This is a genomic window from Pseudomonas frederiksbergensis, assembly GCF_017114915.1.
GTDB lineage: Bacteria > Pseudomonadota > Gammaproteobacteria > Pseudomonadales > Pseudomonadaceae > Aquipseudomonas > Aquipseudomonas frederiksbergensis_I.
Window position 1 is genome coordinate 1 of record NZ_JAAUOE010000022.1, and the last position, 17,860, is coordinate 17,860.

The window sequence follows — 17,860 nt, forward strand, 5'->3', positions numbered from 1 at the left end:
TTTATGAGGTTTTTACAGCAATAGGCAGGCCTTTGGGAAAAAACAGCAACAGAATTCCGGTTTGTGCACGCTTGTTGCATTCACACCCATATCGTCTATAAGCGCTCCGCTGGAAGTGGAAGCCTCAAGACCAATAAAAACAGTGGCAGGGTTGCCCGATGGAGATTCAAGTGCAGGACCAGGGACTCTTTTTTACCGATGCTCAAGCCCTGGAAAACAGCGCTGAAGTTGTCAGTCCGATTGCGTCGGGACTGTGAATTTGCGACATCTACCCAGCCATTTGCGACAGGGTCGTAAAGAAGCTGAAAGGTTAGATGCGCAAGTATCGCTAACAGGGTCGGCGTGATATAAGTTTGCGCCGACACAAAAAGAAAGAGCCGCCCAGACAATAAAACAGGTGGGACGGCAGTACTCTTCTAAAAACCAAAGGAGCAAATCACGATGCGCGTGATGAAGTGGAGCATGATCGCACTGGCAGTTGCAGCAGCAGCCAGTACTCAAATGGCTACGGCCGCACCGTTCGTAAGTGACCAGGCTGAAGCCAAAGGTTTTGTTGAAGACAGCTCGTTGAACTTGCTGGTTCGCAACTACTACTTCAACCGTGACAACAAAGACGGCGCCCGCGACGTCAAAGACTGGACTCAAGGTCTTTGGGGCACCTACAACTCCGGTTACACCCAGGGTACTGTTGGCGTTGGCGTTGATGCATTCGGTTACCTGGCCATTAAACTGGATGGCGGCGATGGCACTTCCGGTTCGGGCAACATGAGCCGTAGCAACACCGTCAACGCCAACGGTGGCCGCGACGTCAACGACAGCCAGGGTAAAGCCGGGGGGGCCATTAAATTCCGCGTCTCCAAAACCGAGCTGAAAGTCGGCGACATGTCGCCAAGCACTGCTCCAGTGTTTGCTGTTGGCGGTTCCCGTATCCTTCCTCAAGTTGCCAGCGGTATCCAACTGCAGAGCAGCGAAGTCAAAGACCTTGACCTCGAAGCCGGTCACTTCTACTCGGGTTCCAGCCAGGACAAAAACGCCCGTGACGGCGACCTGTTTGCCAACTACGCCGGCGTGAAAGCCAACAGCATCGACTATTTCGGTGGCAAGTACGGCATTACCGATAACCTTTCCGCATCGCTGTATGGCGCCAAGCTGGAAGACATCTGGAACCAGTACTACGCCAACGTGAACCTCACCACTCCGTTTGGTGGTGACACGTCGCTGAACACCGACTTCAACATCTATCGCACCACCGACACCGGTGACGCGAAGGCCGGTGACATCAGCAACACAGCATTCTCGCTGGCAACTGCTCTCTCGTTCCTGAAAGCACACACCATCACCCTGGCCTTCCAAAAGGTTAATGGCGATACCCCGTTCGACTACATCGGTATCGGCAAGAACAACCGCGGCGGCGACTCGATCTTCCTCGCCAACTCCATCCAGTACTCTGACTTCAACGCCCCTGGCGAGAAGTCTGCCCAGGTCCGTTACGACCTGAAAATGGCTGAGTACGGCGTTCCTGGTCTGAGCTTCATGACCCGTTACGTGAAAGGTTGGGACATCGACGGTACCAAAACTCCAGCAGGCAGCGCTTACGCCGGCCTGTACGGTGAAGATGGCAAACACAACGAAACCAACTTCGAAGCCAAGTACGTTGTTCAGTCTGGCCCGGCAAAAGATCTGTCCGTCCGCTTCCGTCAAGCTTGGCACTTTGCTAACGCCGACGAAGGTGAAGGCGACGTGAAAGAGTTCCGTGTGATCGTCGACTACCCGATTTCGGTTCTGTAATTGCCGAAAGTCAGTTCGCGGTAATCAAAAAAGGCCCATCTCCGGATGGGCCTTTTTTATTGGCTACAGCATTGGGTTTAACAGTTCCGGTTCTTGCATAACACGTCTGACCGAAAGGTCAAACATGAATCGAAAGACCGATCATTACACCACTGCCGATTCCTGCACCATTCGAATAACGCGCTGCGGAAACGGAATATCGATGCCGGCATTCTTCAAGCGATCGCGCGATTGTTCGTTAAACATGAACATCACATTCCAATAGTCGGCCGTCTTCACCCACACACGCAGGGAAACGGTGATCGAACTGTCACCCAGCATGGAAATCACCGCTTCCGGCGCCGGGTCAGCCAGTACTCGCGGATCCTTGGCCAGCTCCAGCAATACTTCACGGGCCTTCTGCAAGTCCGCTTCATAAGCCACACCCACATCAAACACGACCTTGCGGGTCGGCTGACGGTTGGTGTTGGTGATGATGCCGTTCGACAGATTACCGTTAGGCACGATGATGGTTTTGTTATCGCCGGTGCGCAGTACAGTGTGGAAGATCTGGATGCTGTCAACCGTACCGGCAACACCTTGGGCCTCGATCCAGTCACCGATGCGGAACGGGCGGAACAACAGAATCAGCACGCCGCCGGCGAAGTTCGCCAGGCTACCCTGCAGGGCCAGACCGATGGCCAGGCCGGCTGCACCGATAGCCGCTACGAAGGACGTGGTTTCCACGCCGATCATCGACGCTACGCTAACGATCAGCAGCACCTTGAGGATGATGTTCGCCAGGCTGCTGATGAAACCTTGCAGCGCCAGGTCGGCATTACGCAATGCCAGCAGGCCGCCAAGCTTCTGCGTGACTTTGTTGATCAGCCACCAGCCGATGGCCAGGGTGATCACCGCCAGTAGTACGCGGCTGCCGTATTCCATGATCATTGGAATCCAGGCTTGAGACACCTTGACCAGGTTGTCTACTTCAGCATTCAAATCCATCTTCTTTCTCCTTATTTCCGGCTACCCGGCACGCGAAAAAATGAGCGGCAGAAAGACCGAACCCGTGGGGTTCAATCGTTTCTGCCGTTGCTTGGGCCTCGGACGTCGAAAACACCGAGAGGTTCCCGCCTGAAAAGTCAGTCGCGGAAGTTATTGAACTGCAGCGGCATGCCGAATTCCTTGGCGCGCAGGACGGCGATGGCTTCCTGCAGATCGTCACGCTTCTTGCCGGTGATGCGCACCTGCTCGCCCTGAATGGCGGCCTGGACCTTGAGCTTGGCGTCTTTGACGTGAGCGACGATTTTCTTTGCCAGCTCTTTGTCGATGCCTTCCTTGAGGACCGCTTCCTGCTTCATCAGCTTGCCCGACGCGAAGGCATCCTTGACCTCAAGGCATTGCACGTCGATCTTGCGCTTGACCAGGGCCAGCTTGAGGATCTCGATCATCGCTTCGAGCTGGAAATCGGCTTCCGCGGTCAGGTTGACGGTCAGGTCTTTTTCCTTGAACTCGAAGCTGCCCTTGCCTTTCAGGTCATAGCGACGATCGAGCTCCTTGACGGCGTTCTCGACCGCGTTGGTGACTTCGTGTTTGTCCAGTTCGGATACCACGTCGAACGACGGCATGTAATCTCTCCAATAAAAAAGGCGCGCTCGATAACGATGGAGCGCGCTTGGCTTGCGGTTAAAATCTGGCTCATTATAACGGGTCTTTTCCTACCGATACTGCGAGCCGTACATGCCAGCGTCAAACCGAGCAAAAAGCTGATGTCCACCCCTTGGCATGTTTTGGGCGCCGGCAGTCTCGGCACATTGTGGGCTACCCGTCTGGCACGGGCCTCAGTGCCGGTCAGGCTGATCGTGCGGGACACGGCGCGCTTGCAGGCCTATCAGGCGGCGGGCGGGCTGACGCTGATCGAACACGGCGAAGCTCAGCTCTACCCGGTGCCCGGCGAAACAGCCGACAGCGACGGGCCGATCAGCCGCCTGCTGGTAGCCTGCAAAGCCTACGACGCCGTAACAGCCGTGGCCCGGCTCGCCCACCGTCTGACACCCAACGCTGAACTGATCCTGTTGCAGAACGGCCTCGGCAGTCAGGACGCCGTTGCCGCGCAAGTCCCGCATGCCCGCTGCATCTTCGCCTCCAGTACCGAAGGCGCGTTTCGCGAGGGCGACTGGCGTGTGGTGTTCGCCGGTCATGGTTACACCTGGCTGGGGGATGCCGGCCACCCGGTGGCGCCGATCTGGCTGGAGGACTTGAGCGACGCTGGCATTCCCCATGAATGGAGCACCGATATTCTCACCAGGCTGTGGCGAAAACTGGCGCTCAATTGCGCGATCAACCCGCTAACCGTGCTGCACGCATGCCGCAACGGCGGTTTGCAGCAACATCATTGCGAAGTCGCCACCCTCTGCGCCGAACTCACCGAGCTGCTGGAGCGCTGTGGCCAGCCGGCAGCAGCCGAGAACCTTCAGGAGGAAGTCGAGCGGGTGATCAAGGCCACCGCGGCCAATTTCTCCTCGATGTACCAGGACGTCGCGAATCAGCGCCGCACCGAAATCAGCTACCTGTTGGGCCATGCCTGCAAAGTCGCGTCGCGGCATCGGTTGAACCTGCCGCACCTCAATCAATTGCAACAGCGCTTGATCGCTCATCTGCACAGCCTTGGATTGCCCAGCGACTGAGCAGCGGCTACGCTGGCCACTTGTTCCTTTTCAGCGATGAACCTGATGCCATTGCGCCAGCGCCTTGAAAACCTTCCAGTCGGCCAGAAACTGCTGGCCGCCCTGCTGGTGCTGTTGACCACCGTTTTGCTGGTCGCCAACCTGACGTTTATCAGCGCCGCCTATTACATCTCCCAGGAAAGCATGGCGCCCCAGGCTTTGCAGACCATCGGCCGACTGGTGTCCAACCCGAGCCTGGTGTCCGACGCCCTGAAGTCGCCGCAAACCGCCGAACGCCTGCTCAATGAACTCAACAGCTATACGCCGCTGCGCGCGGCAGCCCTCTATGACGGCAAAGGGGTGCGTCTGGCGCAGCTGCAGCAGGGCGACACGTTGAGCCTGCCGGAACACTTCCGGCACCTCGACGCCTGGCAAGCCACGGAGTTTCGCAGCAATCAAGTGATCACCCTGCCCCGCCCCGGCACCGCTCCAGGGCATTTGCTGCTGGTGGCCAGCAGCGAATTGCCAATGGCGTTCTACACCGGGACCCTGACCGCCAGCTTGGGGATTCTGATTTTCAGCGTACTGTTGTGGCTGGTCATCGCCCGACAGATCAAACGCCTGATCACTCGCCCCATCCATCAGCTCGAAGAGTTGTCCCGGCAAGTCACCCGGGAAGAGAACTACGCCCTGCGCGCCTCTCGCGGCAACCACGACGAAATCGGCAGCCTCGCCGAAGCGTTCAATACCATGCTCTCGCGCATCGAGGCCCGGGAGCAGCAGCTCAAGCGCGCTCGGGACGATTCCCAGGCGGCTTACGACCAGGCCCAGGGGTTGGCCGAAGAAACCCGTCACACCAACCGCAAGCTGGAACTGGAAGTTCAGGTGCGCAGCAAGATCGAGAAAAAACTCACCGGTTTCCAGAACTACCTCAACAGCATCATCGACTCCATGCCGTCGGCACTGATCGCCCTCGACGAACAGCTCTACGTGACCCAATGGAATCAGGAGGCCAGCGCCCTGTCCGGCACACGCCTGGATGAAGCCTTGAACCAACCGATCTTCATCGCTTTCGAACCGCTCAAGCCGTTCCTGCCGCAGCTCAAGCAAACCGTCGAGCAGCACACGGTGGCCAAGATCGAACGTGTCACCTGGCTCAAGGATGATGAACCCAGGCATTACGCCCTGACGTTCTACCCGTTGATGGGTGGTGCCGGGCGCGGCGTGGTGATCCGGATCGACGACATCACCCAGCGCTTGTCCCTGGAAGAAATGATGGTGCAATCGGAAAAAATGCTCTCGGTCGGTGGCCTAGCCGCCGGCATGGCCCATGAGATCAACAACCCGCTTGGCGCAATCCTGCATAACGTGCAAAACATACGTCGACGCCTGTCCCCCGACCTGCCGAAGAACCTCGAACAGGCCGAGCAAATGGGTATCGAACTGGAAACGGTCAATAAGTATCTGCAAGCGCGCGAAATACCACGGTTGCTCGATGGCATTCAACAGGCCGGGGCGCGGGCGGCGAAAATCGTCACGCACATGCTCAGTTTCAGCCGCCGCAGCACCCGGCAAATGGCGCCGTGCGACCTGCCGGCGCTGATCGATCAAGCGGTGGAAATCGCCAGCAACGACTTCGACCTGGCCATCGGTTTCGACTTCAAGGGGCAGGCGATCATTCGCCAGTTCGATCCAGCGCTGGGCCCGGTGCCCGGCACCGCCAACGAACTGGAACAGGTGCTGCTCAACCTGCTCAAAAACGCCGCACAAGCCATTCACCAGCGTACGGACGACCGCGAACCGGGGCGGATCATTCTGCGTACAAAACTGAACCCGCCGTGGGCGGAAATTCAGGTCGAGGATAACGGCATCGGCATGAGCGAGAGCGTGCGCAAACGCACGTTCGAGCCGTTCTTCACCACCAAGGAAATCGGCCAGGGCACCGGCCTTGGGCTCTCGGTCTCGTATTTCATCATCACCAACAACCACAAGGGCCAGATGGAAGTGCAATCGACGTTGGGCCAAGGCACTTGCTTCACCTTGCGCCTGCCGTTGTCGGGCACTGCGGTGGCCTCTCAAGAACTCAATCAGCTGTCGAGGTAACCATGGGCTTTCGCTTGTCGAAGATTTACACCCGCACTGGCGACAAGGGCGAAACCGGGCTTGGCGATGGCCGCCGGGTGCCCAAGGACCATCCGCGAATCGAGGCCATTGGCGAAGTCGATACGCTGAACAGCCAGGTGGGTGTGCTGTTGGCCGGGTTGGTGGCACAGAGTGGCGAGTTTCCCGGGCTTGGCGAAGTGATCGAGGTGTTGGCGCCCTGCCAGCACCGGTTGTTCGACCTCGGCGGCGAACTGGCGATGCCGGTGTATCAGGCTTTGAATACGGCAGAAATCGAACGGCTGGAAGCGGCGATCGATGTGTGGAATGAAGAGTTGGGGCCACTGGAGAATTTCATTCTGCCGGGCGGTTCGGCGCTGATTGCCCAGGCCCACGTCTGCCGCAGCCTGGCGCGCAGTGCCGAACGGCGCTGTCAGCAGTTGAATGCGATTGAGCCATTGGCCGGGGTTGGCCTGGCGTACATCAATCGGTTGTCGGATTTGTTGTTTGTGGCGGCCAGGTTGATTGCCAAGCGACAGGGGATTGCCGAGATTTTGTGGCAGCCTGCGGCGAAGCCCGAGGTTTAATGATCGTTCCCACGCTCCGCGTGGGAATGCCTCCCCGGACGCTCTGCGTCCGCTCTTGGGACGCGGAGCGTCTCTTGCTACATTCCCACGCAGAGCGTGGGAACGATCAGGTGTCAGGCCTCAGGCCAAAAGGCCCGAATCCCTGCCACACCCTGCGCCCCTGCTTCCCAGGCTTGCTGCCGCTCTGCCGGGCCAACACCACCCAGCAGGAACACCGGTTTGCTGAAGCCCTCGATCAGGGTCGACGCCAATTCCCAGCCCAACGGCTGAGCGTCCGGGTGCGTCTGGGTCGGCTGTACCGGCGACAAGGTGACAAAATCCACACCCATCTGCTCGGCCAGTGCCAATTCTTCAGCATTGTGGCAGGACGCCGCCAACCAGCGGGACGCCGGTAACGGGCGCCCGGCTGCCGCGTACTTGCGCAGCTGCGCGGCAGTGATGTGCCAACCGGCGGACGGAAAGTCCCCCAGCCATTCAAACGGCCCCTTGATCATCAACTGTGCCTTGCCGGCACACAGCCCCGCCGCATCCACCGCCAGATCGCGGTATTGCGGGTCGTAGCCGTTGGGCGCGCGCAACTGAATCAGCTTGATGCCGCCCGCGATGGCTTTCTGGATACCCCGCAGCAACGCCGGGGTTTCCAGACCGTCGGGGGTGATCAGGTACTCGCCGGGCAAGCGTGCAGCGGCGACGATCGGCTGGTTGGCGGCCGGGAACTCGTAATCCGGCAGTTCCCGGGCGGTCACCCAGGCCAAAGGCTGACCTTCGGCGCCATGGGGCTGGCCGGTGAACGCCGAGACTTCCCAGACATCCAGCAACACCTGCTTGTCCGGGTAATCGTGGCGAACCTTGATCATCGGTCGCGCGGCAGTGACCACGATGCCCAACTCTTCATGAAGCTCGCGGGCCAGGGCGGTTTCGACGGATTCGTCATCCTCGACCTTGCCACCGGGAAACTCCCACAAGCCGCCCTGATGCTGAGTATCGGCACGCCGGGCGATGAGGATCTTGCCGCTGCTATCGCGGATAACCGCAGCTGCTACGTGTACTCGTTTCACCGCTCTATTTCCCTCAGAACCTTTTGATAGGGTATGGACCAGAATCTTTGGTCTGCGGTCGGCCGCCATCGCGAGCAGGCTCGCGATGGCGGCCGACTCGGTCTTAAGTTCGGTACTCGGCGTTGATCTTCACGTACTCGTGGGACAGGTCGGTGGTCCAGATGGTTTCGCTGCAATCGCCGCGACCCAGCTCGATGCGGATGGTGATCTCTTCCTGCTGCATCACCGCCGCGCCCTGAGCTTCGGTGTAGGTGGCAGAGCGAGCGCCACGGCTGGCGATGCACACCTCGCCCAGGAACACGTCGATCTTGCTCACGTCCAGGTTCGGTACGCCGGCACGGCCCACAGCAGCCAGAATGCGGCCCCAGTTCGGGTCGGAGGCGAACAACGCAGTCTTGATCAGCGGCGAGTGGGCCACGGTGTAACCGACATCCAGGCATTCCTGGTGATTGCCGCCGCCATTGACTTCAACGGTAACGAACTTGGTCGCGCCTTCGCCGTCGCGCACGATAGCTTGGGCCACGTCCATGCACACTTCGAACACGGCTTGTTTCAACTTGGCGAACAACTCGCCTTCGGCACGGGTGATTTCCGGCAGTGCGGCTTTGCCGGTGGCGATCAACATGCAGCAGTCGTTGGTCGAGGTGTCGCCGTCGATGGTGATGCGGTTGAACGACTTGTTGGCGCCGTCCAGCAACAGGTTTTGCAGCACATCGCGGGAGACTTTGGCGTCAGTGGCGATGTAGCCGAGCATGGTCGCCATGTTCGGGCGGATCATGCCCGCGCCTTTGCTGATGCCGGTGACGGTGATGGTCACGCCGTCATGCTGGAATTGGCGGCTGGCGCCCTTGGGCAGGGTGTCGGTGGTCATGATGCCGGTGGCGGCCGCTTCCCAGTTGTTCTCCGACAGGTCATCGAGGGCCGCTTGCAAGGCACCTTCGATTTTCTCGACCGGCAACGGCTCGCCGATCACACCGGTGGAATACGGCAGCACCAGGCTGGCATCGACGCCGGTCAGCTCCGCCAGTTTGGCGCAGGTGCGCTCGGCAGCCGCCAGACCCGGTTCGCCGGTGCCGGCATTGGCATTGCCGGTGTTGGTCAGCAGGTAACGCACCGGGCCTTGCACGCGTTGCTTGGCCAGGATCACGGGCGCGGCGCAAAAGGCGTTCAGGGTGAACACGCCCGCCACCGTGGAACCTTCGGCACAGCGCATGACCACGACATCCTTGCGCCCCGGGCGCTTGATACCGGCCGAGGCGATACCGAGTTCAAAACCGGCAACCGGGTGCAACGTTGGCAAAGGACCAAGACCAACAGCCATGAATGCGCTCCTTAAAAAATGTTGTCTGCACCGTCATTGCGATGGACGGTGGTTTAAATGGCAAAACGCCGCGACGGCATAAGCCGGTCGCGGCGCGGGTATTTCAGCGTTTGAAACGGGGGTTACTGGATCTGCCCGTGGCAATGCTTGTATTTCTTGCCCGAGCCGCAGTAGCACAGCTCGTTACGGCCCAGCTTCTGCTCGTTGCGTACCGGTGCGGTGGCGAGGGCGACATCGACCTCTTCACCCAACACTTCCGGTTGCTCCAGGCCAGGGGCTTCTTCGTGCTGGAACTGCATGCGTGCAGCCAGCGCTTCGGCTTCCTGACGCAGACGGGCTTCTTCTTCGGCCGGGTCTTCGCGGCGAACCTGAACGTGTGACAACACACGGATCGAGTCGCGCTTGATCGAATCCAGCAACTCGGAGAACAAGGTAAAGGACTCGCGCTTGTATTCCTGCTTCGGGTTCTTCTGCGCATAACCACGCAAGTGGATGCCGTGACGCAGGTGATCCATGGTAGACAGGTGGTCTTTCCACAGGTCGTCGAGCACGCGCAGCACGATTTGTTTCTCGAAGGAGCGCAGCGCTTCGGCACCGGCCTGGTCTTCTTTCTCGTTGTAGGCCGCGATCAGTTCGTTGAGCAGCTTCTCGCGCAGGGTTTCCTCGTACAGGTGGTCGTCTTCGTCGAGCCATTGCTGGATCGGCAGCGCCACACCGAAGTCGCTCTGCAACGCCGCTTCCAGGCCGGCCACGTCCCACTGCTCAGGCAACGATTGCGGTGGAATGTGCGCGCTGACAGTCGCGTTGAGTACGTCCTGACGGAAATCGGCGATGGTTTCGCCGATGTTGTCGGCGGCCAACAAACTGTTACGCATGTGATAGATCACTTTACGTTGTTCGTTGTTGACGTCGTCGAACTCGAGCAGTTGTTTACGGATGTCGAAGTTGCGGCCTTCAACCTTGCGCTGAGCCTTCTCGATGGCATTGGTTACCATGCGGTGCTCGATCGCTTCACCGGACTGCATGCCCAGCGCCTTCATGAAGTTCTTCACCCGGTCAGAGGCGAAGATGCGCATCAGGCTGTCTTCCAGGGACAGGTAGAAACGGCTGGAACCGGCGTCGCCCTGACGACCGGCACGACCACGCAATTGGTTGTCGATACGGCGCGATTCGTGACGCTCGGACGCGATCACCTGCAAGCCGCCCGACTCCAGCACTTGCTGGTGACGTTTCTGCCAGTCGGCCTTGATCTGGGCAATCTGCTCAGGGGTCGGGTCTTCCAGCGAGGCCACTTCCACTTCCCAGTTGCCGCCCAACAGGATGTCGGTACCACGACCGGCCATGTTGGTGGCGATGGTCAGTGCGCCCGGGCGACCGGCCTGAGCGATGATTTCGGCTTCTTTTTCGTGGAACTTGGCGTTCAGAACCTTGTGTTCGATGCCTTCCTTCTGGAGCAGGCCGGACATGTGCTCGGAGGTTTCGATGGTGGCGGTACCCACCAGCACCGGACGGCCCTGGGCCATGCATTCCTTGATGTCAGCGATGATCGCCGCGTATTTCTCTTCGGCGGTCAGGAACACCAGGTCGTTGTAGTCTTTACGCGCCAACGGTTTGTTCGGCGGGATGACCATGACCTGCAGGCCATAGATCTGATGGAACTCGAACGCTTCAGTGTCTGCGGTGCCGGTCATGCCGGACAGCTTGTTGTACAGACGGAAGTAGTTCTGGAACGTGGTCGACGCCAGGGTCTGGCTCTCGGCCTGGATGTTCAGGTTTTCCTTGGCTTCGATGGCCTGGTGCAGGCCTTCGGACAAACGGCGACCCGGCATGGTGCGACCGGTGTGTTCGTCGACCAGTACGACCTGACCGTCCTGCACGATGTATTCGACGTTGCGATTGAACAGTTTGTGGGCTCGCAGGCCGGCATAAACGTGGGTCAGCAAACCGAGGTTATGCGCCGAGTACAGGCTCTCGCCTTCAGCCAGCAGGCCGACGCTGGTCAGCATGTCTTCGATGAACTGGTGACCGGCTTCGTTGAGTTCGACCTGACGGGTCTTTTCGTCCACGGTGTAGTGGCCGGCCTTGGTGACTTCGCCTTCGACTTCTTCGACGTGCAATTGCAGCTGCGGGATCAGTTTGTTGATCTCGATGTACAGCCTGGAGCTGTCCTCGGCCTGACCGGAGATGATCAGCGGGGTACGGGCTTCGTCGATGAGGATGGAGTCGACTTCGTCGATCACGGCAAAATTGAGTTCGCGCTGGAATTTTTCTTCCATGCTGAACGCCATGTTGTCGCGCAGGTAGTCAAAACCGAATTCGTTGTTGGTGCCGTAGGTGATGTCGGCGGCGTAAGCGGCGCGCTTTTCTTCCGGCGGCTGGAACGGGGTGACCACACCGACCGTCATGCCGAGGAATTCGTAGAGCGGGCGCATCCAGTTGGCGTCACGGCGGGCCAGGTAGTCGTTCACCGTCACAACGTGCACGCCTTTGCCGGACAGCGCGTTGAGGTAAACGCCCAGTGTGGCCACCAGGGTCTTGCCTTCACCGGTACGCATTTCCGCGATCATGCCTTCATGCAAGGTCATGCCGCCGATCAGTTGGACATCGAAGTGGCGCATCCCCATGACGCGCTTGCCGGCTTCGCGGGCGACCGCAAAGGCTTCTGGCAGCAGCTTGTCCAGGGTTTCCCCTTTGGCGAGGCGGGCCTTGAATTCGGCAGTCTTGGCACGTAACTGATCGTCCGAAAGGGCCACCATTTGCTCTTCGAAGGCATTGACGATCTGTACCGTCTTGAGCATGCGTTTGACTTCACGCTCATTCTTGCTTCCAAAAAGTTTCTTTAACAAAGGCGCAAACATATCGGCAGGATCTTCCACACTAAAGGGATGGAGGGCGGCCCCGTGAGTCGCCCGTGCAGCCCTCATGGCCGCATGCGAACGAGCATTCTACCCGGAAACGATGGTGAGGAAAGTGGCGTTGTTCCACGATGCATGCACTGCGCTGTGACGGGGCTCACTTAAAATAAGGGCTTTTTGCTGAACTTCAACCCATCAAGGGCACAAGTTACTCGTTGATTTAATGGGTAAAGCGTTCGCAATGCAATGGGTCGGGGCCAGTCGGTGCTTTCTGTTACCATGGCCGCTCTGTTACTTCAGGTGTTCGATCATGGCATTTCGCCCTCTCACGGCCAGAGCACCCGCCGTTCTGCTTCGCGAAGCCAAACCGCTGAAAGCCATTTTTGGCCACGCTCAACGCCTGGGTCATTTGCAACGGCTGGTGGAAAGCCAGCTGCAGCCGGCTGCCCGGGAGCATTGCCATGTGGCGTCGTGGCGCGAAGGCAGTTTATTGCTGATCGTCACCGACGGTCACTGGGCCACCCGCCTGCGCTACCAACAAAAGCGTCTGCAACGCCAGTTACAGCTGTTCGACGAGTTCGCCAGCCTGACGCGGATTCTGTTCAAGGTGCAACCACCGACCGTTCAGCAAGGAGCGGCTGGGCATACCATGGATTTGTCGACGGATGCCGCGGCGACCATTCAGGCGACGGCTGACGGGATTACCGACCCGAATTTAAGGGCGGCGCTGGAGCGCCTTGCGGCGCACGCAAAACCTAAATCCTGAACCCCTGTAGGAGCGAGGCTTGCCCGCGAAGAGGCCCCCGAGGGCGCCAAAAGCTTCGCGGGCAAGCCTGGCTCCTACAGGTGATTGCATTCCAATTCATTCAGCGGCGTTTGCTACCGCCGAGCAATGACCCCATCAACCCGCGCACCAATTGTCGGCCTAACTGGTTTGCCGCCTGTCGCATCGCCGATTTCAGCGCCTGCCCTGCCGCCGTACCGAGGAATTCCCCGGCCTTGTCCGCAAGACTCGGCTCTTCAGGCGCCGGTTTACCCGGCTCTGCTTCAGGCTCCGGCGCCAACCCCTTGCGCCCCATCAGCACTTCATAAGCCGACTCGCGATCGACCGGTTTGTCATAACGCCCCTTGAACGGCGAACCGGCGATCAGCACCGTGCGTTCAGTCTCGGTCAGCGGCCCGATCCGCGATTGCGGTGGCGCGACCAATACACGCTGGACCATCCCCGGCGTACCCTTGTCCTGCAAGGTGCCGACCAACGCCTCACCAATGCCCAACTCAGTCAACACCGACAAGGCGTCAAATGCCGGGTTCGGCCGGAAGCCCTCAGCCACCGCGCGCAAGGATTTCTGCTCTTTGGCGGTGAACGCACGCAAGCCATGCTGGATACGCAGGCCCAGTTGAGCCAACACGTCATCCGGCAAGTCGCCCGGCGATTGGGTGACGAAGTACACGCCCACGCCTTTCGAACGAATCAGACGGACAACCTGTTCCAGACGTTCCTGCAACGCCTTGGGCGTCCCGGCGAACAACAAATGCGCTTCGTCGAAAAACAGCGCCAGCAGCGGTTTCTCGGCATCGCCGCGCTCCGGCAGCTGTTCGAACAGTTCGGCCAGCAGCCACAGCAGGAACGTCGCATAGACTTTCGGCGCCTCATGCACCAGACGACTGGCATCGAGCAAATGGATGCGCCCGCGACCATCCATCGCCGGTTGCAACATGTCTTCCAGTTGCAGCGCCGGTTCACCGAACAACGCTTCGGCGCCCTGCTGCTCCAGCGTCGCCAAACGGCGCAGCAGGGCCTGACTGGAACCGGTGGTCATCAGCGCGGCGTCATCGCCCAGCAATTGGGGGTTATCACGCAGGTGATTGAGCAGCGCCTTCAAATCCTTCAAATCCAGCAGCAACAACCCTTCGCGGTCGGCCACTTTGAACGCGGCATACAGGGCCGACTGCTGGCTGTCGGTCAGCTCGAGCAGGCTACCGAGCAGCAACGGTCCCATTTCGCTCAAGGTGGTGCGCAATGGATGACCGGACTGCCCCTGAATGTCCCACAGGGTCACCGGATACGCCTGAGGTTTATGGTTCAGCCAGGGCATGCCGGCGATCCGCTCCGCGACCTTGCCTTGAGGGTTGCCGGCAGCGCCCAGGCCGCACAGGTCGCCTTTGATGTCCGCCGCGAACACCGCCACGCCAGCGTCGCTGAAGGCTTCGGCCAAGCGCTGCAATGTGACGGTTTTACCGGTCCCGGTAGCGCCCGCCACCAGGCCGTGACGGTTCGCCAGGCGCATGGCCTGGGCGATGGACTGACCCGCGAGGTCGGCGCCGATAACGAGTTGCGATGAGTCAGGCATTTGGTCACCCATGGTTAATCTTTGATCCTTCATGGCCGATAACAAGCGAGAAACCAGACTGAGAATAGCGTCGGTAATTCCCTAAGGAGAGACGAAAACATCAGCGTACTTTCAACAATGCCCATTTTGTAGGCAGTTTCCGTATTTAGTGTCTGTTCTGGCCTCTTCGCGGGCAAGCCCGCAGCCCTCCCCCACCACAAAACCCCAACCGAACATCTATCCTTCATATAGGTCAACCAAAGGGAGAACCACGGTCCCGGAGGGATGTTCATCGTGCATATCGCTGACATAACCATGTTTTACGCCCCTGCCAGCGGTGGCGTGCGCACTTATCTGGATGCCAAACACCGGCGCCTGGGCAACAAACCGGGCATTCGTCACAGCCTGCTGGTCCCCGGGGCCCATTTTAGTGAACAGGATGGCGTTTACACGGTTCCGGCTCCGGCCCTGCCCTTCGGCAAGGGTTATCGTTTTCCCCTTCGTCTCGCGCCCTGGCGCAATGTTCTGCAGGTCTTGCAACCTGATCTGATTGAAGTCGGCGATCCATACCTGACCGCCTGGGCTGCTTTGGACGCCAAGCGCCAACTCGATGTGCCGGTCATCGGCTTTTATCACTCCGACCTGCCGATGCTGGTCAGCAATCGCATGGGCAACTGGGTTACACCCAATGTCGAGGCTTATGTCAGCAAGCTCTACGGCAACTTCGACCGGGTACTGGCGCCAAGCCAGGTCATGGCCGACAAACTGATCGGGCTGGGGGTGAAGAACGTTTTCGTACAGCCCTTGGGCGTTGACCTGCAAACGTTCAACCCCAATGCACGGGACCCAGGTTTGCGGGCTGAATTGGGCATCGATGAAAACACCCACCTGCTGATCTTCGCCGGCCGCGGCTCCAAGGAGAAAAACCTGCCGGTGCTGCTCAAGTGCATGAAACGCCTGGGGCGTCGCTATCACTTGCTGCTGGTGGGGTCGTCGATGCCGACTCTGGTGCCGCGCAATGTCACGGTCCTTGATGAATTCTGCCCGGCGGCGCAAATCGCGCGCCTGATGGCCAGTGCCGATGCGCTGGTGCATGCCGGCGATCAGGAAACTTTTGGTCTGGTGGTCCTCGAAGCCATGGCCAGTGGCATTCCGGTGGTAGCCGTGGCGGCCGGAGCGTTTCAGGAAATCGTCACTGATCAATGCGGCCTGCTCTGCGCGCCGAACAATCCAGCCGCAATGGCCAACGCGGTACGCGAACTGTTCAGCCAAGGCAGCGCCGCGCTGGGCAAACAGGCCCGCAGCCATGTCGAGCGGTATTACGCCTGGGATACCGTGGTCGACAGCCTGTTGGGTCATTATCACGCCGTACTCGGCACGCAATGGCCGCTGACCGCCAATGGTTGAGCCCATGAACGCGCCCAGCCTGTTGCTGGTGCTGCACGACGTTGCGCCGCAAACCTGGCCCGATTACCAGGCCGTCGTCGAAGCCGTCGACGCACTGGGTGAAGTGCCGATGACCTGGTTGGTGGTACCGGATTTGCACAAACACAACGATCTGAACGCGCATCCGCAATTTCGACGTTTGCTGAGCAGCCGTGTCGCGCGCGGCGATGAACTGGCCCTGCACGGTTACTATCATTGCGATGAAGGGCCGATCCCTGTCACTCCCCGAGACTGGTTCATGCGCCGAATCTACACCCATGAAGGCGAGTTCTATGATCTGCCTCTGGACGCCGCTCTCGCCCGCCTGCGCGCCGGAATTGAGATGTTCCATCGCTACAACTGGCCGCTTGAAGGCTTCGTCGCCCCAGCCTGGCTGATGAGCGAAGGCACCCGTCAGGCGTTGCGCCAGTTACCGCTGCGCTACACCAGCGACTCGCAGCATCTGTATCGCTTGCCGGATTTCACCGCGATCAATGCCCCAGGCCTGATCTGGAGCGCACGCAGTGCCTGGCGTCGGGGTTTGTCGAAGCTGGTCAGCGATCAACGCGAACAACGCTGGCGGCAAGCGCCGGTGATTCGTCTCGGCCTGCACCCCGTGGACATGCGCCATGAGTTCTCGCGTCAGTATTGGCTGCAACTCCTCAAGCGCTTGCTCGACGAAGGCCGTGTGCCTATGACCAAGGCCAACTGGCTGGCACTGCAAGACGACACCGTCGGTCGCGCCGCATGAGCCGCGGGATTCTGCTGCTCGTCGCCCTGCTCGCCGCAGTGCTCATCCCGTCGTTGCTGGGCGGCGGCGAGACATGGTCGCGGCTGCAAAATTTTCCGTTGGAATGGCTGCTGATCATGTTCGGCATGATCCTGCTGTGCTGGATGCTCAACACCCTGCGCTTGCGCCTGTTGCTGGGCGATCAGCGGAGCAAGGTGAGCCGCCTCAAAAGCCTCGGGGTGGTGATGTCTGCCGAGTTCGCCTACTGCGCCACTCCCGGCGGCAGTGGCGGCCCGCTGACCATCATGGCCCTGCTTGCGCGCCATGGCGTGCGGCCGGCCAGGGGCAGCGCCGTGTTCGCCATGGACCAATTGAGCGATCTGCTGTTTTTTCTCTGCGCGCTGAGCGGGATTCTGATTTATGCCCTGTTCCAGCACCTCAGTCAGCGCATGGAATGGCTGCTGACCGTCAGCGCCATCTCAATGTTCGGCGGGTTGTTCAGTTGCGTGGTGGTGGCTCGCTTCCACCGTTCGCTGATTCGTCTGAGCGGTCGGTTGCTCGCCCGTCTCAATGTCAAAGAGGCGACTCGGCTTCGCTGGGCGCGAAAACTCCTGCAATTCCTGGCGGCGTTCACTGACACGTTGAAGCTGCCCTTTCAGACGTTGATCACGGTATTTGCACTGACCTGCCTGCATTGGGCCTTGCGTTATAGCGTGCTGTATCTGGCGTTGCGCGGGTTGGACGTGGATTTGCAGTGGGCCTGGTGCTTTCTGATCCAGATGCTGTCGCTGAGTGCGGGGCAGTTCAGCCTGCTGCCGGGCGGTGCCGGGGCGGCGGAATTGACGTCGGCGGCGCTGCTGGCGCCCATGGTGGGGAAATCCGCCGCGGCGGCGGCGATTCTGATCTGGCGGACGGTGACTTATTACTTCTACCTGGTGGTCGGCGGCCCGGTGTTTTTACTGATGCTCGGGCGGCCATTACTGAGGAAGCTGATGAAATTCAAGCAAGCTTGAAA

Annotated in this window: 14 protein-coding genes; 8 read left to right on the forward strand and 6 right to left on the reverse strand. The window is 59.8% G+C overall.

Going from position 1 to position 17,860, the window contains the following annotated elements:
• The first annotated feature begins 441 nt into the window (after positions 1–441).
• Complete coding sequence (locus HCU66_RS16490) at positions 442–1,788, forward strand: OprD family porin (protein ID WP_205889476.1); 1,347 nt, start codon at positions 442–444, stop codon at positions 1,786–1,788.
• A 144-nt stretch (positions 1,789–1,932) separates the two neighbouring features.
• Here the strand turns inward: HCU66_RS16490 and HCU66_RS16495 are convergent, their stop codons facing one another.
• Both HCU66_RS16495 and HCU66_RS16500 read right to left on the reverse strand, forming a co-directional pair.
• The gene (locus HCU66_RS16495; protein WP_205889477.1) at positions 1,933–2,775 is read right to left on the reverse strand and encodes a mechanosensitive ion channel family protein; all 843 of its coding nucleotides are present in this window, start codon (positions 2,773–2,775) and stop codon (positions 1,933–1,935) included.
• 137 nt (positions 2,776–2,912) lie between these two features.
• The gene (locus tag HCU66_RS16500) at positions 2,913–3,398 is read right to left on the reverse strand and encodes a YajQ family cyclic di-GMP-binding protein (protein WP_007977344.1); all 486 of its coding nucleotides are present in this window, start codon (positions 3,396–3,398) and stop codon (positions 2,913–2,915) included.
• Between the two features lie 141 nt (positions 3,399–3,539).
• On the opposite strand from HCU66_RS16500, the gene HCU66_RS16505 reads away from it, so the two are divergent.
• The 3 genes from HCU66_RS16505 to HCU66_RS16515 are packed head-to-tail and all read left to right on the forward strand — an operon-like array spanning position 3,540 to position 7,123.
• A complete protein-coding gene (locus tag HCU66_RS16505) occupies positions 3,540–4,457 on the forward strand; it encodes a putative 2-dehydropantoate 2-reductase (protein WP_205889478.1) in 918 nt (305 codons plus the stop codon).
• 45 nt (positions 4,458–4,502) lie between these two features.
• The gene (locus HCU66_RS16510) at positions 4,503–6,539 is read left to right on the forward strand and encodes a sensor histidine kinase (protein ID WP_205889479.1); all 2,037 of its coding nucleotides are present in this window, start codon (positions 4,503–4,505) and stop codon (positions 6,537–6,539) included.
• 2 nt (positions 6,540–6,541) lie between these two features.
• Entirely contained in the window at positions 6,542–7,123 is a 582-nt protein-coding gene (locus HCU66_RS16515; protein ID WP_205889480.1) for a cob(I)yrinic acid a,c-diamide adenosyltransferase, read from the forward strand.
• A 113-nt stretch (positions 7,124–7,236) separates the two neighbouring features.
• Here the strand turns inward: HCU66_RS16515 and HCU66_RS16520 are convergent, their stop codons facing one another.
• The 3 genes from HCU66_RS16520 to secA all read right to left on the reverse strand — a co-directional run bounded on the left by HCU66_RS16520 (position 7,237) and on the right by secA (position 12,360).
• The gene (locus HCU66_RS16520; RefSeq protein ID WP_205889481.1) at positions 7,237–8,181 is read right to left on the reverse strand and encodes a Nudix family hydrolase; all 945 of its coding nucleotides are present in this window, start codon (positions 8,179–8,181) and stop codon (positions 7,237–7,239) included.
• Between the two features lie 103 nt (positions 8,182–8,284).
• Positions 8,285–9,502 carry a bifunctional glutamate N-acetyltransferase/amino-acid acetyltransferase ArgJ gene (gene argJ, locus HCU66_RS16525; protein WP_205889482.1) on the reverse strand — a complete coding sequence of 406 codons (1,218 nt, stop codon included), beginning with the start codon at positions 9,500–9,502 and terminating at the stop codon, positions 8,285–8,287.
• Positions 9,503–9,624: 122 nt separating this feature from the next.
• Positions 9,625–12,360 (reverse strand): preprotein translocase subunit SecA, encoded by a 2,736-nt coding sequence (gene secA, locus HCU66_RS16530; protein ID WP_205889483.1) that lies wholly within the window; start codon positions 12,358–12,360, stop codon positions 9,625–9,627.
• 307 nt (positions 12,361–12,667) lie between these two features.
• On the opposite strand from secA, the gene HCU66_RS16535 reads away from it, so the two are divergent.
• A complete protein-coding gene (locus tag HCU66_RS16535; protein ID WP_018926518.1) occupies positions 12,668–13,123 on the forward strand; it encodes a DUF721 domain-containing protein in 456 nt (151 codons plus the stop codon).
• Positions 13,124–13,223: 100 nt separating this feature from the next.
• Here the strand turns inward: HCU66_RS16535 and HCU66_RS16540 are convergent, their stop codons facing one another.
• Positions 13,224–14,711, reverse strand: coding sequence for a helicase HerA-like domain-containing protein (locus tag HCU66_RS16540; protein WP_205889484.1), 1,488 nt, complete (start codon positions 14,709–14,711; stop codon positions 13,224–13,226).
• 264 nt (positions 14,712–14,975) lie between these two features.
• On the opposite strand from HCU66_RS16540, the gene HCU66_RS16545 reads away from it, so the two are divergent.
• The 3 genes from HCU66_RS16545 to HCU66_RS16555 are packed head-to-tail and all read left to right on the forward strand — an operon-like array spanning position 14,976 to position 17,858.
• Positions 14,976–16,097 carry an N-acetylglucosaminyl phosphatidylglycerol synthase gene (locus HCU66_RS16545; protein WP_205889485.1) on the forward strand — a complete coding sequence of 374 codons (1,122 nt, stop codon included), beginning with the start codon at positions 14,976–14,978 and terminating at the stop codon, positions 16,095–16,097.
• Positions 16,090–16,866: an N-acetylglucosaminyl phosphatidylglycerol deacetylase gene (locus HCU66_RS16550; protein ID WP_205889486.1), complete on the forward strand. Its 777-nt coding sequence runs from the start codon at positions 16,090–16,092 to the stop codon at positions 16,864–16,866. The genes HCU66_RS16545 and HCU66_RS16550 overlap by 8 nt, the downstream gene beginning before the upstream one ends.
• Positions 16,863–17,858: a glucosaminyl phosphatidylglycerol flippase gene (locus HCU66_RS16555; protein ID WP_205889487.1), complete on the forward strand. Its 996-nt coding sequence runs from the start codon at positions 16,863–16,865 to the stop codon at positions 17,856–17,858. Before HCU66_RS16550 ends, HCU66_RS16555 begins: the two co-directional genes overlap by 4 nt.
• The last annotated feature ends 2 nt before the right edge of the window (positions 17,859–17,860 follow it).